Source organism: Pseudomonas sp. A1230 (assembly GCF_044218825.1).
In the GTDB taxonomy this organism is placed as follows: domain Bacteria; phylum Pseudomonadota; class Gammaproteobacteria; order Pseudomonadales; family Pseudomonadaceae; genus Aquipseudomonas; species Aquipseudomonas iridis.
Genome location: NZ_CP162582.1, coordinates 4,816,305 through 4,838,434, shown reverse-complemented (window position 1 = coordinate 4,838,434; position 22,130 = coordinate 4,816,305). Strand labels below are relative to the sequence as shown.

The window sequence follows — 22,130 nt, the reverse complement described above, 5'->3', positions numbered from 1 at the left end:
TACTAATATCAAGTTATCATATATTAAAATGTTTTCAAGTTTGTATAGTGTTCAAGAATGAGTAGGTGGCGTGCTAGTTGTGTGTAGCAGCGTATAGCAACGTATAGCAGACATAAAAAAGGCCACCTTAAAAGAAAGGCAGCCCGACAACTGACGACTAAGGAGCTAAATACTAAAACGTAGATGTGTGTTTTTATATTCGATGATTTTAAGCAATAAAAGAGGCCGCCAAAATATATTTCAACTTTTTATAAAATTAGAAAACCATACCACTATCTCTCGCGGATTTAAGTTTGCTTTTATAATTACTTTTATTAAACTCGTCTACTTTTTTATAAGTCATTAACTTTTCAGGTTTGCGATATTCGTCATCGCTTGCAAATGCTTGGAAGGTGCTGTTATCAACCATCCGAATATGCAGTTGAAGTTCTCTCGATTCGTATCCATAAAACTCAACAAAACCCGGTATTTGACTTTGGCGGGCAATCATTAAAGCTTCTTTAACTGGTTTGTCATATAGGTAGTAAGTAGCTTTTACCATTATAGCCCCACCAGTTTCAGTGTCATTTTTACCAAAACTATTATTTACATGAGGTTCAAAAACCACACCGCCATTCATGTCTTTTGATTGACCAAGCCATCTGTAACCTTCAAGAGCCTTAGTGATTGACTTGATAGGACCAGCATACTGAACACTGGTTCTATCTTTATCTAGCTCTATCCGCTCAAAGGTTTCTGCATTAGTAACAAAAGATGAAGCGGCCAATGCTACTGCAAAACACAACCCGATAGATTTTTTCATTTATCTTCCTTGCCAGTTATAAAAATCAATCAAAACATAAATATGCTAGCACGAAATAATATTAAAACGCCAGCACGCATGATTTATTGCTTAATAGAATGGAAGGTATAGGAATAAAAAAGGCCACCTGATTAGGTCGCCTACTTTTATTATGATGGCGTCAATTAAAGTATTCGTTGAGATTGTTGATGCCAAACTCTTTAAGCGGATTATGTAGGCTGAACTGCTTAGCTAGGCGGTCAATTTCAAAACCGTTCTGGAAAATCTTAGCAAACAAAGTTCTTGTGGCTTTGTCGAAGTTGAATTTGAAAGTGATGTCGTTAGCAACAAAGAATTGATTTATTTTCAAACGGCCATTTTCTGTTTTGTATAAATCAATTATGTCGTTTTCCGAGTAAATGTTTATTGTTGTTTTCTTGATGTTTATTTGTGTATGTAGTTCTGCAAGTTTTTGTTCAACATCGTTGATGTTTGCTTCTGTTTTGCTAACTACCTCTAAGAATTCTTTTGGGATGACTCCACTGGTGAAACCAGCAAAAGATTTCATTAGGTTGTCTCTATAACTTTTTTGTTCAAGCAAAAGGTTGTTCAGTTCCACAATTTTCTTGTTGTCCTTGGTCTGGCTCTCTCTATTTGACAGTAGCTTGATTAATAATTCTCTAAAATTCTCTACCCGTTCCTCTTCATCAATGTCTTCTTGTGTTGGGAGACGATAAATCATCCCGCTTTTACGAGTTATCCATTCATGTTGACGTTCAGGGTTTGGGTCTTCGTTCTGCCATGGGTGAACGTCGAAGTCTTCATCTGTTGTGGATTGATATATAAGTTCAAGAAATAACCCAAAAGCCAAGTCAAAGCGAAAGCGTGGTTGGTCACATCCATTTTTTAATTCTTTGCGTGTGTAGCATTGAAAATACGGATAAACGACGCCTTTGGGGTTTGTTTGTTTTTCAAACAACATAGATGCCTCACAACAATCACATTTGATGCTGTGGCGGAAAATGTTCAAGCTGCCAACGCTTTGGTTGCCATAGTTTTTTCTTTGTGCTCTGTTTTTCATCGCCGCTATTGCTTCATTAAATAGTTCATATGAAACGATTTGCGGATAATAGTTTTCAATGTATCGCTCAAATACTTTCTTTTTGTTTTCGTCTCTTCGTTGAGCCATGTAAGCACCGAGAACGTATTTCGTATCTATTAGATGCTTTATATTTCTACTTGACCATTTTCGTTTTGAATAAGTGTTGAGCTTTTTAATTGACAACGACACGCCAACATATTTCAAGCTCTCAAAGAAATCTCTTATTTCCTGAGCTTCTTCTTCCTCGATTTCAAAGCAGTTAAGCTCTGTATTGTATCGGATGCCATAGGGTGGGTTATGGGCGTTGAAAATGACCTTTTCTTCTTCCGCTAATTTTTTGGCTCTATTCCATGCGGACTTTCTACGAACTGATTTTGTCTTACTTTCTTCGTATGCTCGCTTTGCGATAACACTTAAAAGAATATCTTGTTGTAAGTCGTCAATACGGTTTGTTTCGTTTGGTTTTTCATATCGTTGACCATCAATGGTGGTTATTAAAATAACGCCTTTTTCAAGGATGCCATTGACTAGTTCTTTTGCTTGTAGAAGTCTTTGACGGCTAAGCCGGTCAATACTTTCAACGAATATGTAGTCACCCTCTTTAATATGCATGTCGCTTATCATATCAATGAGTTCTTTTAGTTTTCCTTTTCGTTTGTTGCTTCCATCGTGTGCAGATATGCCTGTATCCGAGTAGATATTTTCAGGCGGCAACTCAATACCTTGCTGCTTTGTAATGGCTTGGATAGAAGCCATTTGACGGTCTACGGAGTCCCTACCGGCTTCACCTTGGGCCTTAGATGAGTAGCGGATATAAGCGTAGGCAGTAGGCATTCCGGGCTTCCTGTGACGTTTGATAAAGTGTTAGAATACCACCTACCAGTCTCCAGCGGCTCGCGCAGCACCTCCAGCACCTTGCGATCAAACTCCGGCATTAGAATCATTGGCTACACTGCGTACGTAGCAGGAGGGTTCGCATGTTGCTTCTATGGCCCAGCAAAAAAGCTTTCTCATCGGTTCAAGACACAGTCCGAGCTGCGGGGCTGGATGCGTTGATAACTGAAAAAGAAAAAAGGTCGGTATCGAATTATCCCATACCTTTGATTTTCGATGAGGTGCGCGGTGAGGTAGTTCGGGAGATGCACGAATTTCTATATGAAAAATCGTTTTTCTCGGAATATTATAAATCAGATAAAACCGTGAAGACTTATGCTGAGTGTATTCTAAGTTGGTTGAAATATACGGCCCTATCTAAGGTGGACTGGCCCTATGCTGACGCTAGGGATATAGCTTTATATCGAAACTCAATGAAGTCAAAAGATGATGGTAGAACACCCCTCAGCGCAGCAACCATAAATTTAAGACTCGCTGTTGTCTACGAATTTTATAAGTTCTATTGGGCGAAAAAAATTCGTGAAGGGAGTGCGGATCAGAGTGTTTACGCTTACAAGCTAAATCAAATTAGAGTCAGAAAGGTCCGCGTTAAGTCCACAAAAAAAAGACCAAGAGCACTTACTCAAGATTCTAGCTTAAGACTTATGCAGCATTTGCGAGGCGTACACCGTGTGATATTTGCATGGACTCTTACCACAGGCCTTAGGGTCGGCAGTGTATTGAGTATTAAAAGCTCCCAGATAGAGCTTCTGAACCTTCGCTCATCCGATGGATTCATCGAGGTTTTGGCGAAAGGTGGAAAAATCCAAAAGGCATACGTCGCGCGGGCTCTGTTAACTGAAACAAATATGTATGCGGATGTGGTTCGTACGTTAAACCAAATGAAGTCGTCTCCATGGTTAGTTGATGAGACGTTATTCTTCATTAATGAAAAAGGCGCGCCGGTAACAAGGTCGTGTTACTACGCAGCTTACAAGCGTGCATGCAAGCAATTAAGTATAAACTCTCACCCACATCAAGCGAGAACGACTTTTGCAACTTTTATGGAGCGGCAATTGTTTAAGGCGGCACAAAACTTAGGGGTAGATCACGTAAAGATAGTTCAGGGGCTATTAGGCCACTCAAGTTCTGACACCACCCAGAGCTATCTTGAGAGAATTTCCGGTAGTCACGTTGAGGTGCTGGGAATCTTGGAGAAATACGCGGCAGTGTTAGGTGGTGCTAATGAGGAATGAAATTTTAGCTACGTTTTTTGATCACAATCGACAGCGGTATGAAAATTTTGATTTTAGTCTAGCTAATCTACATACACAGATATCCATAGACCTAAGAAATGCGTTCGAAGAGTTAACAGGTCATTATAATAGTCGAAGTAGGCATCAAGCCTGGAGGTCTACTAAAGACTTTATGTCTTTTCTATCAGATGTCAATGTGCGCACAGATGATGATCGTACAAATTTTCTGGAGCAATACGCAAAATCACTAAATGAAAATTCGAGGCTACGCAAAACAAACGGCACCCATTATAATTTTGCGGCAAAAATTGTTAGATGCGTTGCTGAAGCCTCTGTAGGTACTCTTTGGAATATACAAGAGTATCCTTTTATGAGGTTTGTGAGGGAAGAGGTTTCACTCAGAGATAATGATATCTCTGCGAAGGAATTAAATAAAATAGTCGAGGTATGCAAAAGAGAAATAGCGGAGATACAAATCGCTATAGATGTTCGGCGGCAAGTGGAAAAAGGGGAAGCAATCTCCCATCCTGACTTAGATAGCTGCTCTATACTGGCACTTAGAAGGCTCATCCGTTTAGAAGGGCAAGGTGTTTGGACTCAGTTACAGATGGGTGAAATGCATCAAGGGAGGTTAGGGGCGTCTGGCTTGAGGCGTCTATCTAAATTCCGTGAGTTGACCATGCGAACTTGCTTACCTATATATTTGTTGATGATGGTTGAGTCCGCTGCTAACCCGATGGCATTGATGGAAGTTAATGTTGAATGTATTGAGCCACATCCAACCGACGACACGATGGTGTATTTTTCTTGGAACAAGCCTCGAGCTCAGAAGGAACAGTCATTACCATTTCTAAAGAGTGGAAAATTCGCTGTGCCGGCGTTGGTAGATCTCATTAAAGCGCTGACGAATTCAATTCGGCCTTTAGCACAGCCGTGCGATAAAGAGTTGCTATTCATTGTCCGTACCGGAGAAATATCCAGGCGTGTGTCTGTTCAAAGTCTTCATAATCAACTTAAAGATTTTAGAAATCTGCACGCTCTGAAATTTTTCACATTTAGTGATATAAGAAAGGCCGTCGCATCGCTTATCAGACGCGAATATAAGTCAACAAAAGTGGTTTCAGAATTTTTGCAGCATAAAAGCCAAAGAACCACATCGTTGTATTTGAAGGATAAAGCGTCAGTTCAGAATAGCTTTGAACGGTTATCTCATTTTCAAGGCCAAATGATAAATTTAATTGCGTCGAATACATCTACATTGGCAGATCCGTATATAACTGTTTTTGGATTAACATGTGCATCTCCCCTTGACGGAACGATAGGTGAGTCTAGACCTGGAAAGCCATGTTTAGAATTTACCAGTTGTGCGACCTGCAAGAATGCTATAATTATTAAGGATGACCCTGTCTATATAGCTCGTCTCCTCAAGACAAGACAGTGCCTAGAAAAAATGGAGAAAGATAGTCATCTCAGTGCGGATCTAATGCTTAGGTATGATGCAGAGTTTCGAACTACGTTAGAGATCATAACCAAGGAAATTATCCCTCAGGTACTTCCAGAAGTAACTGATCAGGCCCTTTTGCTCGTGGATACAATTCCAGACATACCGTTGGTTTATTAGTATGAGAATTGCAGAGGTAAGTGAAGAGCTGAAACCAGACAACATTATTATCTCGGGGCTGGGGTCAAGAGGAATAGATTATTTTGCTGATGAATGGGTGTTTTTTTATAGAATCGAAAGATCGGTTGCGGACAAGCCCGTTGTATTTAGCTGGCCATTGTTGCTGAAAGGTTTTCTACAGTCGAATGCACATGTTAACGGATTTCCGGATGTGCTCAAAAAGATCGCAGCGTGCTTTCTGTTGGGGCTAGGAGGTATTTCCTATGCGCCTTCTACATCAAAGACCCAAATCATATGGGTGCGAAATTTTTTATTGCACTTGAACGCCGAAGGGCATTACCGTCTTTCGACAATAACTGCTAGGCAAATACAATCTGCGTTCAATCGATACCATAAAAATGGTATGAGTGGAGAGCTTAACACTGCGGCGACTGTCAAACAGCGTATGGGAATAGTTAGCAAAATATATAGATTGGGCAGATATATTGATGATGGATTGATCGAAGATCCCTTTCCGGAAAAATATAGGAAGAGGATTTCTGTCGGTCTAAAGCTATCCTTAAAGTGGGAAGCTCCTCCAGAGCCGGTGTGTCTGATGCTTCTACGGGAGTCGATATCTTTTGTTGAGTTGATGGCTGAGGATATAATTCGTATTTTTATTAAGTACACCGTCGGCGTTGATGCTGCTCTGGGAGGAACAAGTTACGTCAAAAAAAAGGTTTCAATAGCAGCTAGAAAATTTATTTCCGATGAATCATTTTCAAATAGCGAAGCCGCGAATAAGTTTATTATCGGGCTAAACGCAACGAAACCCCAAGACATCGCGTTTTTATTGAGGCATCTGTTGAGTGCTTGCTTTGTTATTATAAGCTATACGTCAGGCGCTCGAGTTAGTGAAGTACGACGAGCGGGTATGGGGAGCATTAAACGGGTTGAACACATTGAGGGTAGGGAATATCCCTATTACTTTGCACCGAGATCAAAAAAGCGATTTGATGCTTATCAGAACGCGAGTAATGGGGGCGAGGATGAAGATCACCCGTGGATTTTATCTCCCGCCGCGGAAGGTGCATTTAAGATTTTGGAAAGGGTATCGGAACCGGCTCGACTGAAAAGTGGACATAATAATCTATGGCTAGTAACAACAGGTAACGCTCTATGGCCATTCAGGCCTACGAAAGGATATGTGGTCGTCTCGGGATCTACGATCAACAAAAGATTAAATGATTTCGGACGTTTTATAGGATTAGAATCAAAAACAGGCTGGTCGGGTAAACTACATTCCCACATGGGCCGAAAACACTTCGCAAGATTCGTTGCTAAGCGAGATCGAACTGCCCTAGGTGATCTGGCAGTGCAGTATTCCCACACCTCTGCATTTAGTGTTGACATCAGTTATGCAAGTCCAGATTCTGAATTTAGACGATTAGTAAGGGAGGAATTAAATGTCGAAATGGAATCCATTGCTTCTGAGCTGGCAGGTTTATCACCAGATGATATCTATCTTAGTCCAGGCGCAAAAATAGGCGGTCGCTCTGTTGGTAAGTTCGTTGGGCAATTTAGAACCTCAAAAGAAGTAAAAATTCTTCTGGCTCGCGGGACGACGCTTGTTCCATGTCAGTGGGGAGTATGTATGTATAGACAAGAGACAAGCGCATGTAAGGGCAGTCGCCTGGAACCCAACCCTGCGGTAAAGTCCCCGGTAGTTTGCAAAGGATGCGCCAATTTTTTCGCTACACCAAAGCACTATCTTTGGTGGGAAAACTACAAGCAAGATAGCGTCAGATTGTTGCGGAAATCTAATATATCTTTACAGGCAAAGTTGATACTTGAATCACGCCTTGCAGAGGCGGAGGAAGTATTGAGTGATATTGGGAGGGCGGCAGGTGAGTAATACTAGAGCGAAGATAATAAACACTCTGTCTAATCTGTTTAAGTCAAACACTCAAGTCAGTGTGACTTTGCTAGCATCAGAGTCAGGAGTCAGTAGATCGTCGCTCTATAAATACTATCCAGATATTATCGCCAAATTAAAAGCGGACCACGATCGAAAGGAAATTCCCACCATTGAACTGCAAGGCCTGAAACTTAGTATCCTAAGGCAAAAATTAGAAGAGCAACGCGATTTGGTAACGGCTCTTACAAGGATCTGCTCGGAGCAAATGATTGAGATTTCTGAATTGAATGCTCGTCTGCACGATGAGAAAGAATCGAAGGATCTAAAGATTGCATTCTTGGAAAGCCAACTGGCTAAAGGCAATAAGCCAAAACTCAAAACAGTGAAGTAACTGTGATTATTCGGACTTTGTCTGGTTTATTAAAGACAACTCTAGTCGCAATCTGTTAATCACATCTTCCTGTTTCATTGATTCTTCTTTGATTAGATAGCACCTAGCAAGAATGGTGATTGGATGCACCCCGATGCCAGATGCGAATTCATCCAGTTTTTCCAGAGACAGCGTTTTTAATCCCCTCTCAATATCGCTCACGTAGCTCTGGCTTGCCCCTACCTGCTCTTGGGATAAACCTTTGCTAATTCTCGATTCTTTCAGTGCCTGACCTAGGGCTTTGCTCAATTCCAATTTGCATTCTCGCAAAAGGAATGATGAAGCCCTCATCGGCACAAAAGAGCTATACTCTGTAGAGTATATTGATAAAAAATATATCGACAATTCTATTTTCGAAGATAGCAGTGTTAATAGAAGGGGGTTAAATGGAGCCAATTCAAAGCATCCTGGCGCGTAGTCAGTTGATTCGAAGCGTCATAGAGCTTCGAATAGGTCAAGATGTTGATGACTATTCTGAGTTTGATCGCGTAAATCATATTTCGATTTTGCTTGGATTTAAAAGTTTTTCTTCTTTTCAGTTTGTTATTGAATCGAGTGACGATGGCCAGTTTAATAAAATTGCACATGCGGTACTAAAGTCCATATGCCGTTTGCGACTTCCTCAGTCGACTGACCCATATTTTGAAATGGAGGTTCAGGGCAAAGATATTGTTTTTAATAGCATGTGGATTGGGCAGGACGGACTGAGAGAAATACGAGGTCCAAGACCTATGGTTGGTACGGTTCGAGCGGCTAATTTACGCAATAGGAATGAAAAGGTATATGTTCTAGAGCATGAGGAAGAATATAATTTGTGGCTTAACTACTGGCATGCCAAGGCATTGATAAGAAGTGAATTGATTCGAGAAGTTTTCTACGGTGTTATCGATAATATTGGCCCCAGCTATGGCGTCGAAAATATTTCTAGTCAGTTAAATATTGTTTTTGATGTCGTTGAGGAGTTGGACAATTTTGATAGATCCATTTCCGCAATAAACGCATCAACCTCTGTTAGAGAAGTCGTTACGATGTATTCTAAAATTAAAAAGCTGTTTGATCATAGATGCCCCGGAGAAACTGTATTATCGAGTATTAATGTAAGGGGTGACGTTTTCCGTCCGTGGGCTCACCTAAATAACGAGGAGATAGTGACTGCGTATTTACGCGTCTCATTGGACGACTTCGACGTAAGTCAGTATCAAGTTGCGCTCAGAAATGTGACTGAGTCTATGCGGCAAATGGTCCAGCGCATTAGAGATAGAATTTTATAGAAGCCCCATTGGAAACCCCATGATCGCTCCCAACTCATTACCAATGGCTCACGCGGAACGTCGGCAGTGCATAGCTGCGGGGGGCATGGTTCTAAGGGATAAATGAGGTGAAATACTTACTATGCGTGTTTTGAGTGGCTTCGCGGTGATGAAGCTAAGCGAGTCTGGATTGCCGACTTAATCAGTCGCGGGTGAGATTTTTTGTAGGACCTTGGCTACGCTAATCAGAGAGGGCAGGGACGGTGTGGGCGCTGCGCCAGGCTTGGTTTTTTATAATTTTAATAGATCTGTCCTATTTTTAACGTTATAAGTCATTTTTGGAGCATCTGGTAAAAAAACTCCGTAACCAGTTTGGATGGTTGTTGTAAGGGAGGATTTAAATTTCTCAGCAATTTTCATTGAAATAATGGGTGCTTAATGAAAGAACTAATAGTCAGTGCTCTCAAAGATTTAGAGGATGTCTTTGCTCTTTATGGAGAAGGCTATTTATATAGAGGACAAAATCACCATTATTTGAAAAATGGAAACGTAAGCATCTCCACGTCATTTAGCCGCCAAGGTTGCATTCCACCTCAGATGCTCAAATGGAGTCACTATGCTAGGTCTGTAATTCGCGCCTTCGGTGGGCCGACAAACTACCATGATGTAGAGTTAGAGTTTTCGCAAGCGGTGCTTCAACACTATGGATGGAGATCGTTTTACGTTGATCTCACAAAATCAGCGTACGTCGCATGTTGGTTTGCAGCGAATAAATACGAAGAGCGTCGAACTATCCACACATGTGAAGATTTAGACGAGCGCGGTGTGTGGTTGGTACACAAAGAGGCTGAATTCAGTCCTAAAGAAGGGGTGGCTCACCTGTATATAATAGATACTCTAGTGTTGGCAAGTTTGAATGTTAAGGTTCACGATTTAACTGTGCTTGCCGGTGATGAAGGTATTTTACGATATTCAGCTCAACAGGCATGTCTTGCTGGTCATCTGGATGATGTGCTACCAGCTCAGTCTATCGCAGTGCACCTTACTGTGTCCTGTGAAGTACTAAAAGAGTACTACGAACTGGGAGGTTATGACACGGTAGAAAAGCTGTTCCCTAATCGAAAAGATGACTTTTTGTATAATAGTCTCCTCCATATTCCTTGGGAACGCTTTGGTACTGAAACTATCTTTCCTACCTACCGCCGAGGACTAGATTTACCCGAATACGATGCTGTCTATCGTAAAAGACTTCCTTCAGATGTGGTGCTTTACACAAAAATGTGGATAGCAGACAAGAGAGAGAGTTCGATTTTCGAAAAAATTCCTTTCTATAAAATGCCTGAGTTAATGTATTATTGTAACTCTGCAGAAATAGACAGTTTGTCCGAAATTGATAAGATACTCTCCAATCACGACGGTTTCGTAGTAGAGCTTAATGGCATAATCCATATTCCTGAAAATCCAGATAGCCTCGAATTTGAAAAAGGAGTTTACGTTCGAAAAATCGGTGGCAGTTTGGTTTCAGTCGAGGGGTTGTATGTCGAACATCCCGGTCATATGGTTCAAGGAATCGGTACCTTCCAAGGCTGGATTTATGACTCAAGTACTACACCTTGGACGCGAGTAAGCCACGAACAAGAGTGCCCATGCAATAATGACATTAGACATACACTCCAGTTTTCGCTTCTGAACAGACTCAATGAATCATTGTGCGACAATGAAATGCGTAAAGTTGATTCACTCAACTACATTCATAAGGAAATAGATAATTAAGATGCCCCGAAGGGGAGAGCACGCACGGCCCATCGTGTGTCCTTCGACCAGCAGTTTCTATGGTGCTGAGCCCCATATCGGCTGCTTGAATGGTCTAGGTGCGTTTTTCGGTTTCGACTAATCCTTACGAATTTTGCCAATTCCTACTCCACGTATTCGCCAAATTACAGCTCTGGCCTGGGTCAAGCTGACCTGCGTGTCCTCAAAAATTATCTTATATAGTTAATAGGGCGTGCGCAATTCTTTTTTCTTCAAAACCAGACCTAGATCTACAGTTTGTGTCCACCCGAAAAACCATGTCCTCAAACTAACATCTTGAATTAATTTGTTTACACGTTCGTTCAAGTTTTTTTCTGAAATATGCCTCAAAGCTAGCTTCGCTATCTTTTGCTTCTCAGCGGGTGAAACATATGGGCACGATAGCAGATCAAAAAACATGAATACATTTTCTGCTTCGTCGGCCCAGCCTTTGCTGAGGAATCGAACAGAGGAGAACTCGACAGCGGTTGATACTAAATTATCGAATGCTGGTATACCCCCTATATAAGATAGTAGAAAAACTAACTGAAAATAGTCAAAGTTATCCTTTATAGATATTTCCTGTTCAGGTCCGATATCAAACTCGAAAGTTCTTGATAACAACGGCATATCAAAAACGTACTCAACTCCAAATGTTCGCAGCACGATGAGTAAGTTCATCACCTCTATTTTGTGCTCGGGAAGGTCGTTATTCGCTTGGTTAATAATTAATCGGCCTTCGTCGACAATTTTTCTAATGAGTGTATCTTTTAAATCTGCGGGAAGAGGCTTCATGATCTTGGCGATCATGAGTATTATTTCCGAAATTTGGTACGTCTGTCTGACGCGTAGCGTCATTGAGTAATAGAAGAAAACAATATCAATGATGGCTGTTAAGAAAAAATATAGTGCATTATGCGCGGTATCGTTTTCAGATTTTATCTTCTTGCCTATCATCCTAGATAAGAATTTTTTGAACATTCCCAAGAAATAGTTTGCTGTTGCGTCATACGATCCCATCTCACCGATCGACCGTTTAACCGCAGTTATTGTCTGAACAACCGCAGCGGTGACGTTATCAATTCCTTTCAGAAATATTACGGTTGAATTTTTGCCGGACTCTTCATTTAGTTCTGATTTGAAATCGACGTACTTGTTAAAAAAAGAAGCGATATTAATGGATATATTATGCCGCGATATTGACGTACTGGTGATGTACGGTCTGACCTGGTCAGAAGTCTTTCCATTGTTGATAGCGAGTTTGAATTCTGCAAGCGCGCCAGGAATAAGTTTCTTTAAAGCATCTTGCGCCGTAGAAGTGTTTGTGTAAATGAAGTAATCATCTACATAACGTCTGATGGTGTAGTCGGTATCCAATTGCAGTCCGAGTTTTGATGCTCTAGAAATTATGTCAAGATCTACTCTCTGAAGTATTATCTCCGCGAATATGCGGGATACTTCTGGACCAATTAGAATGCCTGCGGTTTCTCCGTGGTTAGCATTCTGGATTAGTTTGTCAAAGCTAGCTTCAAAAGAAGACTGCTGCTTGTTGCGCTTTGCATGCTCTTTGCTTTTTACAGCCCACGCAATGGTATGGGTGTAAATTCGGTTAAAACAATCTGATATATCCATCTTCGTTAGTTGTTTGAATTTCTTTTCTAATCGCAGAAACTCCAAAGAATCGTAATAACGGAAAAGAAAAGGAAATTTTTTGTACGCAAAGTAAGATGTTCCTGTGTTGGGTACTACCCCAAACCCATCTGCTGCCTCTTCAACATGATTATCTTTCCCAGTATTATTGCTGCTAGAAAGCGCTCGCTCTACATAGTAGCTCGCAATCGAGCATGGTGCCCTTAGGGAGAAGGGGCTTCTTTGGCATAGCCCGACAATCAAGTGATCATAACGAGAATAGAATAAACCCGTCTCCAGTTGTTGAGCAGGGTGCATTATAGCTAGGCCGCGCGATTCGTATGAGTTCTTACGTATTTTGTATTTGTATGGAATCGTTGGTTGGTTGTTGAAGATATCTAAACCGTGCTCTTCCTTAAGTTTGGAGAGTAATTTGTCTTTTGCGGCAAGATATAAACCTTCATTGGAGAAAAGCATCGGGACTTCATAAGGGAGTGTTTCCGTCAACATAGCCCTATATTCGTCGTTCTTTCTAATGCGAACTTTGTTGCTTGGCTGTTTATACATGTGCCCAAATCCGTTTTATTTCCAAGAGATGATCAGGTGCAAATGCCCTTACTATCTGCTTTTGGAAGCCCTGCATTAGGGAGATCTTCATAAGCTCTCGGCGCTCAGGCGCAGACAGGAGAGGGGAAAGCTTTCGGCCTAAAGAACCTTTCGCGCTGCAGATAGCTTTACGCAAAAAACTGTCAATATCCGTGAGATCGCCATAACGCTCTTTATCTATGAGCAGATGATTAAAATGGACTCCTGCATACAGTTTTCCTCGCGCAGAGTCTTTGCCGATATTGTAGTTGCTTGCAAGGAACGTAAGCCTGGATTTGAGCAAGAGATAATTTTTAGTTTGGCAGTAGTCAAACAGTGCAAGCATTATTCTCGTTTTTATTTTCTTGATCTTTTTTGAGGCAATTCCTACTTGTAGTTTTGTAGCTTTATCCTTGCTGTTAGATTTAAAGTCAAATTCGTATCCGAGGTACGTTACGCTTGAGCCGCCATCGCTTGTCTTCACGGGGCCTTTATGCTGATGGTGTAGTTCTAGAGTTTTTATCGGCTGGAAAAAAAGCCCATCCGGAAGGATAAGTTTCGGCGTGATATCCCCGGGATCCTCATGAAAAAGCATGAAAATGTCATCAACATATCGAGTGTAAAAATAGCAGTTTGGAAGTTTTCTGCAGAATGCGTCAAATTCTCGCATATACAGCTCGGACAATGTTGAGCTAAGTGATATTCCGCGTGGTAGGCCTGCAGATTTTGTTATTGTTGGATTGCAAAATAGATTATTTAAGATCTTCTTTGATTCGTATGACAACCGATAGTCGTTTCTGACAAGATCAAGAACTTTTCCTACTGGTATCGATTCAAAAAATTTTGCTATGTCATATTTCCGCAACCAAAACTCGCCACCTTCGTTCAAAAGGACTTTAATTTGTGGCAATATACTATTTCTGTCCGTGGTCTTTATGCTGAACACACGTTTTATGTTGTCGTTCAGCTTTCTTAACGCGAAATCGTCAACAATGCATGCCGGTGATATGACTTCGCCATGCGTCATCTTCTTTCTTTTAAAACTTGAAAAGGCGTAGCTGTCTTTTCCTATAGTTTCTTCAACTGTAGTTAATTTTGCTCTGTAGTCGTCGGTACCAGTGCCCATGTCATATCTGAAAATATCCTGCCTAGTTAAAAGCCGCATGAAATTTTTAGAAGAAAAATGTTGATTCAGCATTACTCGCTCCCTGCCTATAGGTATTTCCTACCGATTCAAAATTAGACATTCGAGGCAGAGTTTTCAGTTTGCCTTTAATGGCACCGTCGAACGCAATAAATCGATTCCGATCATGGCATAAGGGCAGGGTGATTTGCTATCTGTTAGCCACTACACAACGCAGTCGTGAGTAGGCTGGGGGATGCGCGGTCCAAACGTGAGGAAACGCGACTCAAGGTCAGAAAATTCTGGGGTACACATGTTGACATGTAGCCCTAAGAACAAACTCGTCTAGAAAAAGCACGCCGTGGTGGGCGAGGGTGATTTCGCCGGGTTGTGGTTTTGAACTACCGCCGACCAGTGCCGGGCCTGACGCCGAGTGATGCGGCTGGCGAAAGGGGCGCTGGGGCCAATGGGTCAGTGGCACGCCGCTGGCGACGGATTGAATCGCCGCCACCTCCAGCGCTTCGCATTCGGACAAAGGTGGCAGTAGCCCCGGCAGTCGACTGGCCAGCAGCGTCTTGCCTGTCCCCGGCGGCCCGCTGAACAGCAGGTTATGTGCACCCGCTGCGGCAATCAGCAACGCTCGTTTGGCGGCCATCTGCCCTTGAACTTCATTGAGATCGGGATAGGGTCTGGCGGCATGGATCAAACCGTCCGATACGTAAGGCTCCACCGGCGTATGCCCATTGAAATGCGCCACCGCTTCCAGCAGATGATCAACCGCATACACCTTCAACCCCGACGCCAGGCACGCCTCCTCGGCATTCGCTCGCGGCACCACCAACGCCCGCCCGGCCTTGCGCGCCGCCAGTGCCGCTGGCAACACCCCGCGTACCGGCCGCACCGCGCCGGACAACGCCAGCTCACCGAGGCATTCCACCTCATCCAGTGTGAGACACGGCACCTGCACACTCGCCGACAAAATCCCCAAAGCAATCGCCAGATCAAACCGCCCGCCATCCTTGGGCAGATCCGCCGGCGCCAGATTCAAAGTGATCCGCCGCGCCGGAAACTGCAGCCCGGAGTTGATGATCGCGCTGCGTACCCGATCCTTGCTCTCCTTCACCGCCGCCTCGGGCAGGCCAACCATGGTCAGGGAGGGCAGACCGTTTGCCAGATGAACTTCGACAGTGACGGCGGGAGCATCCACGCCAATCTGGGCGCGACTGTGGACGATGGAGAGGGACATGGTCGTTCCTTGAGCTGAATCGGGGTCCGCTTCCTGCGGGTTTTTTAAGGGTAGTCGGGAGAAGTCGTTTCAGCAGGGAGGTGTACAGGGCAACGTTTCGCAGAATGTTGCAGGAGCGAGTCGAGAAATTCTGAACCAGAACTGCAAGCAGAATTAGCGATTATTACTGTAGGAAATGGCGATCTTTTAAGTGCGAGCCAAGGAGCGTGAGTAGGCCATTTCCGAAAGCTTTGAGGGAGCACCGAAAGCGCGGGATGCCTTGTTTGATTTTTTCGACATCAGCCCCGAGGATGTTGAAATCGTCGATTACCACTGAGGTGAGTATGACTAAAAATGGTATGCGTCCGGTACATCCGGGCGAGATCCTCAAAGATGAGTATCTGGAGCCTCTGAACCTGACGGCTGCTGCGCTGGCGAGGGCGTTGAGTCTATCCACTCCGACGGTGAACGACATCGTTCTACAACGCAGAGGTGTCAGCGCTGATATGGCGCTCAGACTGTCCTACTGTCTGGACACCACTCCAGAGTTTTGGCTGAACCTGCAATCGACTTACGATTTGCGCAAAGCGGAAACTGAAAGAGGTGCTTCTATCCGTGATCAGGTGGAGCAGCTCGCACATTGCGCGTAATTATTTAGATCAAGCAGTGAAGTCATGCGTGACTGAATGGAACTATGAATTCTGAACAAGTGTTGCAAATCCAGGCGCTCATCGAAGCCGACCCAGTGCGCATGAGCATATTGAGTCTGGTGCAATCTCTTGGTTTACCTGATTGCTGGGTCGGCGCAGGGTTTCTGCGTAGCGCGGTTTGGGATCACTTGCACCAGCGTGCTTACTCGCCATTGCCTTCGGACATCAATGTCATCTGGTTCGATCCGGGGCGGGCCACTGTTCAGTCAGACACTGAACTGGAAGCCTGTTTGCGAAATATGGATGCTTCATACAATTGGTCAGTAAAGAACCAGGCGCGCATGCATCTGCGAAATTCTGATACGCCATATGCCAGCGCAATTGATGCCATCAGGTTCTGGCCGGAGACAGCCACGGCAATTGCCATAAGGCTCGACTCGCAAGGCGCTCTGGAGGTCGCAGCGCCGCTTGGTTTGGAGGATCTGTTGCAACTTGTTGTTCGACCTACAGCAAGGTTCCAAATCGACAAACGGGAAATCTATCTGGAACGCATGCAGGGGAAAGACTGGCTTCGCACTTGGCCAAATCTGAAGTTTACCGAGTAATCGCCTTTTTTTTGATCAAAAGATCACAGCCTTCGGCAGCTCCTACAGGGGGGGTTGCGGGGTTACTCGGCGGGCGGCGTTAGCTTCGCTTCCATCTCGGCAACTTTCGCTTCGAGACTTTCGAGGCGGGCACGGGTGCGGGCCAGCACCACCATCTGACTATCGAACTCTTCACGGCTGACCAGATCGAGTTTGCTGAAGGCACTTTGCAGCAGCATCTTGAATTGGCTTTCGATTTCGGCTTTTGGCAGCGGGGTGTCGCCGCTGAACAGGCGGGAAGCGGTGCCGCTCAGGGCGTCGAGGAAGTCTTTGGGCGCGAGCATGGGAAATGTCCTGGAAACAATGGCCGGCAGTGTATCACGCAGTGTCTATAGTCAATCTCGTCGTCAGGGATGCACGCTTTTCGCGCAGGCGGACGGACGGTGACGCACCGTTGTTGTGCGTATCCGCGAAGCGTTTTGCACGCGAGTGCTTGCGGTAGCGGCCAAGGGATTGAAATCAGAGGTTTTTGCCGAGATGGCAAGGTTTCTGCTTAGTCACTCTTGACCCATGCACTGATGCAGTCGCTGTGACGAATGCAGTGCGGCAGACGAAGCGGGGAGTTTCGTCAGCAGCGGTTAGCTGGCGTCAGTCGGGCAGGTAAGGCCGACGATGCGTTACAAAGCCAGGCACTGCGCTTAGACTTGAGTCGGGTTTGTTTTCCTGGGGCAAGTCCACCAATTCGGGAGAGAGTTTTCATGAAGCTAGTCACTGCCATCATTAAGCCGTTCAAGTTGGACGACGTGCGCGAGTCGCTGTCCGAAATCGGCGTGCAGGGCATTACCGTTACTGAAGTCAAAGGCTTCGGCCGGCAGAAGGGTCACACCGAGCTGTATCGCGGCGCGGAATATGTGGTCGATTTTCTGCCCAAGGTGAAAATCGACGTGGCCATCGACGACAAGGATCTGGATCGGGTTATCGAAGCGATAACCAAGGCGGCCAACACCGGCAAGATCGGTGACGGCAAGATCTTCGTGGTCAATCTGGAACAGGCGATTCGCATCCGTACCGGCGAAACCGATACCGACGCGATTTAAGCGCCGCCACAAACCCAACGCCCCAGGAGAAAACAATATGACTCTGCGTAAATTCGCAGGGCTAGGAGCCCTGTTGTCCATCGTAATGCCCGGCCTTGCAATGGCGGCAGACGAAGTGGCGGCCCCAGTCCTCAATTCCGGCGACACAGCCTGGATGCTCACCTCGACGGCCCTCGTGCTGTTCATGACCATTCCCGGCCTGGCGCTGTTCTACGGCGGCATGGTTCGCTCGAAAAACATTCTTTCCGTGTTGATGCAGTGCTTCGCCATTACCGGTCTGATCAGCATCCTGTGGGTCATTTATGGCTACAGCATCGCGTTCGACACCACCGGCATGGAGCAGGGCGTCGTCAACTTCAACTCGTTCTTCGGCGGCATGGGCAAGGCGTTCCTCGCCGGTGTCACGCCTTCGAGCATTACCGGGCCTGCAGCGCTGTTCCCTGAGGCGGTGTTCATCACCTTCCAGATGACCTTCGCGATCATCACTCCGGCCTTGATCGTCGGTGCGTTCGCCGAGCGGATGAAGTTCTCCGCGATGCTGATCTTCATGGGCATCTGGTTCACTCTGGTGTATGCACCAATCGCGCACATGGTCTGGTCCGGTAACGGCGGCCTGATGTGGGACTGGGGCGTACTCGACTTCGCTGGCGGCACCGTGGTGCACATCAACGCCGGTGTTGCCGGTCTGATTGCCTGTCTGGTACTGGGCAAGCGCAAAGGCTTCCCGACCACGCCGATGGCGCCGCACAACCTTGGTTACACCCTGATGGGCGCCGCGATGCTGTGGGTCGGCTGGTTCGGCTTCAACGCCGGTTCCGCTGCTGCGGCCAACGGCACCGCTGGCATGGCGATGCTGGTCACCCAGATCGCGACCGCTGCTGCTGCACTGGGCTGGATGTTTGCCGAATGGGTCACTCACGGTAAGCCAAGCGCACTGGGCATCGCTTCTGGTGTGGTTGCCGGTCTTGTGGCGATCACCCCGGCTGCCGGCACCGTCGGCCCGATGGGCGCACTGGTGATCGGTCTGGCGGCAGGCGTGGTGTGCTTCTTCTGCGCCACTACCCTGAAACGCAAACTCGGTTACGACGACTCCCTGGATGCCTTCGGCGTGCACGGTATCGGCGGTATCCTCGGCGCGATCCTCACCGGTGTTTTCGCCGCTCCTGCTCTGGGTGGCTTCGGCACTGTCACCGACATTGGTGCGCAGGTCTGGATTCAGTGCAAAGGCGTCGGCTTCACGGTCATCTACACCGCGATCGTCACCTACGTCATCCTCAAGGTCCTGGACGCCGTAATGGGTCTGCGTGTGACCGAGGAAGAAGAGTCGGTTGGCCTCGATCTGGCACAACACAACGAACGCGGCTACAACCTGTAAGACGCGAAGTAAAAAATTGCCCGGCTTGCCGGGCATTTTTTTGTCCGGGATTTGTCGTTTAAGGAACAGCTGAAAGGATTTTTCGTACGCCTTTAGTCGTGTTTACGACGAGCGTTTTTCTACGGCCAAAGGCTTACATCATTGCAGGAATATTAGGGCCTTTGTTTTTTCCCAGAGCGCGCTAGAATGCGCCCCGAACGTGCGGAGAACTGTATGTGGCAACAGACTCTGATAACCCTGCGGGCAAGGCCCCGGGGCTTTCATCTGGTAACGGACGAGTTGATTCATGGCTTGCCCGAACTCAGGGAGTGTCGGGTCGGTCTGTTGCATCTGTGGCTGCAGCACACCTCGGCATCGTTGACCATCAACGAGAACGCCGATCCGGCGGTCCGTCGCGACTTCGAACGATTTTTCAATCGTCTGATCCCACAAGGAACAGACGGCTATGAGCATAACGACGAAGGCCTGGACGACCTCCCGGCGCACTTCAAGGCCAGCGTGCTTGGCTGCCAGATCAGTCTGCCGGTTTCGGCAGGTCGATTGGCACTGGGAACCTGGCAAGGTGTTTATCTGGGCGAGCACCGTGATCACGGCGGTGCCCGTAAAGTCCTCGCCACCTTGCACGGTGAAGGGGCATAGCCGCTGGTCAGCAGCGGCGAACGATTTTTTAACGGCGACTTTCGACAGTTGCCAAAGCTGGTCTATAACTAATCTGCTTTTCGCAAGTCATGAGGTAGAACATGAGCGACGATGATCTGGAAAACGACGACCTCGAAGTAGGCGACGAAGACGAGGCCGAGGAAGGCCTGGAAGCGGCAGCGGAAGACGTTGCTGACGACGATGGCGGCGAAGATACGCCGGCCCCGGCTGCCAAAGGCAAAGCCAAGGCTGCGGTGTCGGTAGACGATTTGCCGAGCATTGAAGCCAAGAACAAGGAGCGCGATGCCCTGGCCAAGGCCATGGAAGAGTTCTTGTCGCGTGGCGGAAAAGTGCAGGAAGTGGAGGCCAATGTGGTCGCCGATCCGCCCAAGAAGCCGGACAACAAGTACGGCAGCCGCCCTATCTGAGGCGTGCCGCTTGCTTGCTGAAAAAGCCCGCCGTCGCTGCGGGCTTTTTCATGGGTGAAACAAAAATATCTGAATGAAACGCAAACCCTGTGGGAGCTGGCTTGCCAGCGATGGCGGCCTGTCAGACGACATTGATGTTGAATGCGCCGGCCTCATCGCTGGCAAGCCAGCTCCCACAGGTGTCCTGTGTTAGTTGGAAACGGCATTCCAGCGTGCGAGTACTGCTGGCAGGTCGCTCAAGCTACGAATCTCGGCATCCGGCAGACGATCCGCTTCCCAGTCTTTACCCGCCGGGTTGAACCACACCGCGCGCAACCCTGCCTCCTGCGCCCCGGCAATGTCATCGCCCGGATGATCGCCAATATGCACCGCGGCTTCGGCGCTCACGCCGCCGCGCTGCAATGCCTCGTGAAACAGTCGCGCATCCGGTTTGGCGATGCCGATGTCTTCGGCGCAGAGCGCAAACTTGAAGTAATCCGCCAGTCCCAATCGACGCACGTCGGCGTTGCCATTGGTGACCACGCCGAGGGCGTAATGATTGGCGAGAATTTCCAGTACCGGCTCGACTTCGGGGAACACCTCGATCTGGTGCCGCGCATGCAAGAACACTTCAAAACTCTTGTCCGCCAGATCCGACGCTTCGCCATGGGCGTAACCCGCCTCTTCCAGGGCGTGGAACAACACCCGCCGGCGCAACGCACTGATGCGGTGTTTGAGGCCCGGTTCATTAGCCAGCACCCGTTCGCGGATCGACCACAAGTGCTCCACCGGCACCGCGCCCAGATTCGGCGCATGTTCGCTCAGCCATTCGCGCAATATCGCTTCGGCACTGACGATTACCGGAGCGGTGTGCCACAGGGTGTCGTCGAGGTCGAAGGTGATCAACTGGATGCTCATGAGTCATCGCCTTTCATGCGTTTGGCCCGTGGATGGGCACTGTCGTAGACCGCCGCCAGGTGCTGGAAGTCCAGATGGGTGTAGATCTGCGTGGTCTTGATATCGGAGTGGCCGAGCAGCTCCTGCACTGCGCGCAGGTCCTGCGAGGATTCCAGCAAGTGACTGGCGAAGGAATGCCGCAGCATATGCGGATGCAGGTTCTGCCCCAATTCACGCTCGCCGGCCAGTTTGACCCGCACCTGAATGGCTCGCGGGCCGAGGCGCCGACCTTGCTGGCTGACGAAAACGGCGTCATCTGCCGGGTTGGTCATGGCCCGCAGCGGCAGCCATTGTTCCAGGGCTTCGCGGGCCTTTCTGCCGACCGGCAGCAGACGGGTTTTGCTGCCCTTGCCGAGCACCTGAACCATGCCGTCGGCGAGGTCGAGCTGATCGAGATTGAGCCCCGTCAGCTCCGACAAACGCAGGCCGGAGGAATAGAACAACTCCAGAATTGCCTGATCACGCCGCGCTAGAAAATCATCCTCGACCGCACCCTCAAGCAACTGCAGCGCACGGTCGGTATCGAGGGTTTTCGGCAGGCGACGTTCACCTTTCGGTGGCGCGAGGCCGGTGGCCGGATCGTGATCGCAGAGCCCTTCGCGGTTCAGATAGTGGTAGAGCCCGCGCACTGCCGAGAGCAAGCGGGCGAGGCTGCGCGAGGACTGGCCCTGGGCATGCAGGCGGGCGATCAGGCTGCGCAGGCGCTGGATGTCCAGCGCGGCCCAACTGCCGATGTTCTGTTTGACGCACCAGCCGAGGACTTTATCGAGGTCGCGGCGGTAAGCCGACAGCGTGTGCGGCGACACCTGTCGCTCACTGCGCAGGTGTTCGCAGTAAGCGTCCAGTTGTCGTTCCATG

At 47.2% G+C, this 22,130-nt stretch carries 20 protein-coding genes and 1 pseudogene; 12 read left to right on the top strand and 9 right to left on the bottom strand.

Annotated features, from left to right (window positions below; all coding sequences use genetic code 11):
- Positions 1-256: 256 nt before the first annotated feature.
- Both AB4P97_RS22690 and AB4P97_RS22685 read right to left on the bottom strand, forming a co-directional pair.
- Positions 257-802: a hypothetical protein gene (locus AB4P97_RS22690; protein ID WP_395601649.1), complete on the bottom strand. Its 546-nt coding sequence runs from the start codon at positions 800-802 to the stop codon at positions 257-259.
- Positions 803-962: 160 nt separating this feature from the next.
- Entirely contained in the window at positions 963-2,717 is a 1,755-nt protein-coding gene (locus AB4P97_RS22685; protein ID WP_395601648.1) for a recombinase family protein, read from the bottom strand.
- A gap of 143 nt (positions 2,718-2,860) precedes the next feature.
- Here AB4P97_RS22685 and AB4P97_RS22680 point away from each other — a divergent pair, with 143 nt between their 5' ends.
- The 4 genes from AB4P97_RS22680 to AB4P97_RS22665 are packed head-to-tail and all read left to right on the top strand — an operon-like array spanning position 2,861 to position 7,921.
- Positions 2,861-4,012, top strand: coding sequence for a tyrosine-type recombinase/integrase (locus AB4P97_RS22680; protein ID WP_395601647.1), 1,152 nt, complete (start codon positions 2,861-2,863; stop codon positions 4,010-4,012).
- Positions 4,002-5,633, top strand: coding sequence for a hypothetical protein (locus AB4P97_RS22675; RefSeq protein WP_395601646.1), 1,632 nt, complete (start codon positions 4,002-4,004; stop codon positions 5,631-5,633). Before AB4P97_RS22680 ends, AB4P97_RS22675 begins: the two co-directional genes overlap by 11 nt.
- 1 nt (position 5,634) lies before the next feature.
- A complete protein-coding gene (locus tag AB4P97_RS22670) occupies positions 5,635-7,527 on the top strand; it encodes a hypothetical protein (protein WP_395601645.1) in 1,893 nt (630 codons plus the stop codon).
- Entirely contained in the window at positions 7,520-7,921 is a 402-nt protein-coding gene (locus AB4P97_RS22665; protein ID WP_395601644.1) for a TetR/AcrR family transcriptional regulator, read from the top strand. Before AB4P97_RS22670 ends, AB4P97_RS22665 begins: the two co-directional genes overlap by 8 nt.
- Positions 7,922-7,927: 6 nt before the next feature.
- Here AB4P97_RS22665 and AB4P97_RS22660 read toward each other — a convergent pair whose 3' ends face one another.
- Positions 7,928-8,215: a helix-turn-helix domain-containing protein gene (locus AB4P97_RS22660; protein ID WP_076964284.1), complete on the bottom strand. Its 288-nt coding sequence runs from the start codon at positions 8,213-8,215 to the stop codon at positions 7,928-7,930.
- Between the two features lie 131 nt (positions 8,216-8,346).
- On the opposite strand from AB4P97_RS22660, the gene AB4P97_RS22655 reads away from it, so the two are divergent.
- Together AB4P97_RS22655 and AB4P97_RS22650 are read left to right on the top strand one after the other, a co-directional pair.
- Positions 8,347-9,231 carry a hypothetical protein gene (locus tag AB4P97_RS22655; RefSeq protein WP_395601643.1) on the top strand — a complete coding sequence of 295 codons (885 nt, stop codon included), beginning with the start codon at positions 8,347-8,349 and terminating at the stop codon, positions 9,229-9,231.
- A gap of 417 nt (positions 9,232-9,648) precedes the next feature.
- Positions 9,649-10,983, top strand: coding sequence for an FRG domain-containing protein (locus tag AB4P97_RS22650; RefSeq protein ID WP_395601642.1), 1,335 nt, complete (start codon positions 9,649-9,651; stop codon positions 10,981-10,983).
- A 222-nt stretch (positions 10,984-11,205) separates the two neighbouring features.
- On the opposite strand, the gene drt3b is transcribed toward AB4P97_RS22650, so the two are convergent.
- The 3 genes and pseudogenes from drt3b to AB4P97_RS22635 form a co-directional block, all read right to left on the bottom strand.
- Complete coding sequence (gene drt3b, locus AB4P97_RS22645; protein WP_395601641.1) at positions 11,206-13,197, bottom strand: antiviral reverse transcriptase Drt3b; 1,992 nt, start codon at positions 13,195-13,197, stop codon at positions 11,206-11,208.
- Entirely contained in the window at positions 13,190-14,413 is a 1,224-nt protein-coding gene (gene drt3a / locus AB4P97_RS22640) for an antiviral reverse transcriptase Drt3a (protein ID WP_395601640.1), read from the bottom strand. Before drt3a ends, drt3b begins: the two co-directional genes overlap by 8 nt.
- A gap of 265 nt (positions 14,414-14,678) precedes the next feature.
- Positions 14,679-15,584, bottom strand: a pseudogene (locus AB4P97_RS22635) (YifB family Mg chelatase-like AAA ATPase); the annotation flags it as partial.
- Between the two features lie 323 nt (positions 15,585-15,907).
- Between AB4P97_RS22635 and AB4P97_RS22630 the strand changes: the two are divergent.
- Positions 15,908-16,213: a HigA family addiction module antitoxin gene (locus AB4P97_RS22630; protein ID WP_395601639.1), complete on the top strand. Its 306-nt coding sequence runs from the start codon at positions 15,908-15,910 to the stop codon at positions 16,211-16,213.
- 44 nt (positions 16,214-16,257) lie between these two features.
- Positions 16,258-16,818 (top strand): nucleotidyltransferase family protein, encoded by a 561-nt coding sequence (locus tag AB4P97_RS22625; RefSeq protein WP_395601638.1) that lies wholly within the window; start codon positions 16,258-16,260, stop codon positions 16,816-16,818.
- Between the two features lie 62 nt (positions 16,819-16,880).
- Here the strand turns inward: AB4P97_RS22625 and AB4P97_RS22620 are convergent, their stop codons facing one another.
- Positions 16,881-17,141 carry an accessory factor UbiK family protein gene (locus AB4P97_RS22620; RefSeq protein ID WP_007920416.1) on the bottom strand — a complete coding sequence of 87 codons (261 nt, stop codon included), beginning with the start codon at positions 17,139-17,141 and terminating at the stop codon, positions 16,881-16,883.
- 414 nt (positions 17,142-17,555) lie between these two features.
- On the opposite strand from AB4P97_RS22620, the gene glnK reads away from it, so the two are divergent.
- The 4 genes from glnK to sutA all read left to right on the top strand — a co-directional run bounded on the left by glnK (position 17,556) and on the right by sutA (position 20,336).
- A complete protein-coding gene (gene glnK, locus AB4P97_RS22615) occupies positions 17,556-17,894 on the top strand; it encodes a P-II family nitrogen regulator (RefSeq protein WP_002555808.1) in 339 nt (112 codons plus the stop codon).
- Positions 17,895-17,931: 37 nt separating this feature from the next.
- A complete protein-coding gene (locus AB4P97_RS22610) occupies positions 17,932-19,269 on the top strand; it encodes an ammonium transporter (protein ID WP_042561723.1) in 1,338 nt (445 codons plus the stop codon).
- A gap of 213 nt (positions 19,270-19,482) precedes the next feature.
- Entirely contained in the window at positions 19,483-19,908 is a 426-nt protein-coding gene (locus AB4P97_RS22605; RefSeq protein ID WP_150593475.1) for a secondary thiamine-phosphate synthase enzyme YjbQ, read from the top strand.
- A 101-nt stretch (positions 19,909-20,009) separates the two neighbouring features.
- Positions 20,010-20,336, top strand: a complete 327-nt coding sequence (gene sutA / locus AB4P97_RS22600) for a transcriptional regulator SutA (RefSeq protein WP_042561721.1) — start codon at positions 20,010-20,012, stop codon at positions 20,334-20,336.
- A 189-nt stretch (positions 20,337-20,525) separates the two neighbouring features.
- Here the strand turns inward: sutA and AB4P97_RS22595 are convergent, their stop codons facing one another.
- Positions 20,526-21,233, bottom strand: coding sequence for an HAD family hydrolase (locus tag AB4P97_RS22595; RefSeq protein WP_047304125.1), 708 nt, complete (start codon positions 21,231-21,233; stop codon positions 20,526-20,528).
- Complete coding sequence (xerC, locus tag AB4P97_RS22590; protein WP_042561719.1) at positions 21,230-22,129, bottom strand: tyrosine recombinase XerC; 900 nt, start codon at positions 22,127-22,129, stop codon at positions 21,230-21,232. Before xerC ends, AB4P97_RS22595 begins: the two co-directional genes overlap by 4 nt.
- Position 22,130 lies beyond the last annotated feature (1 nt).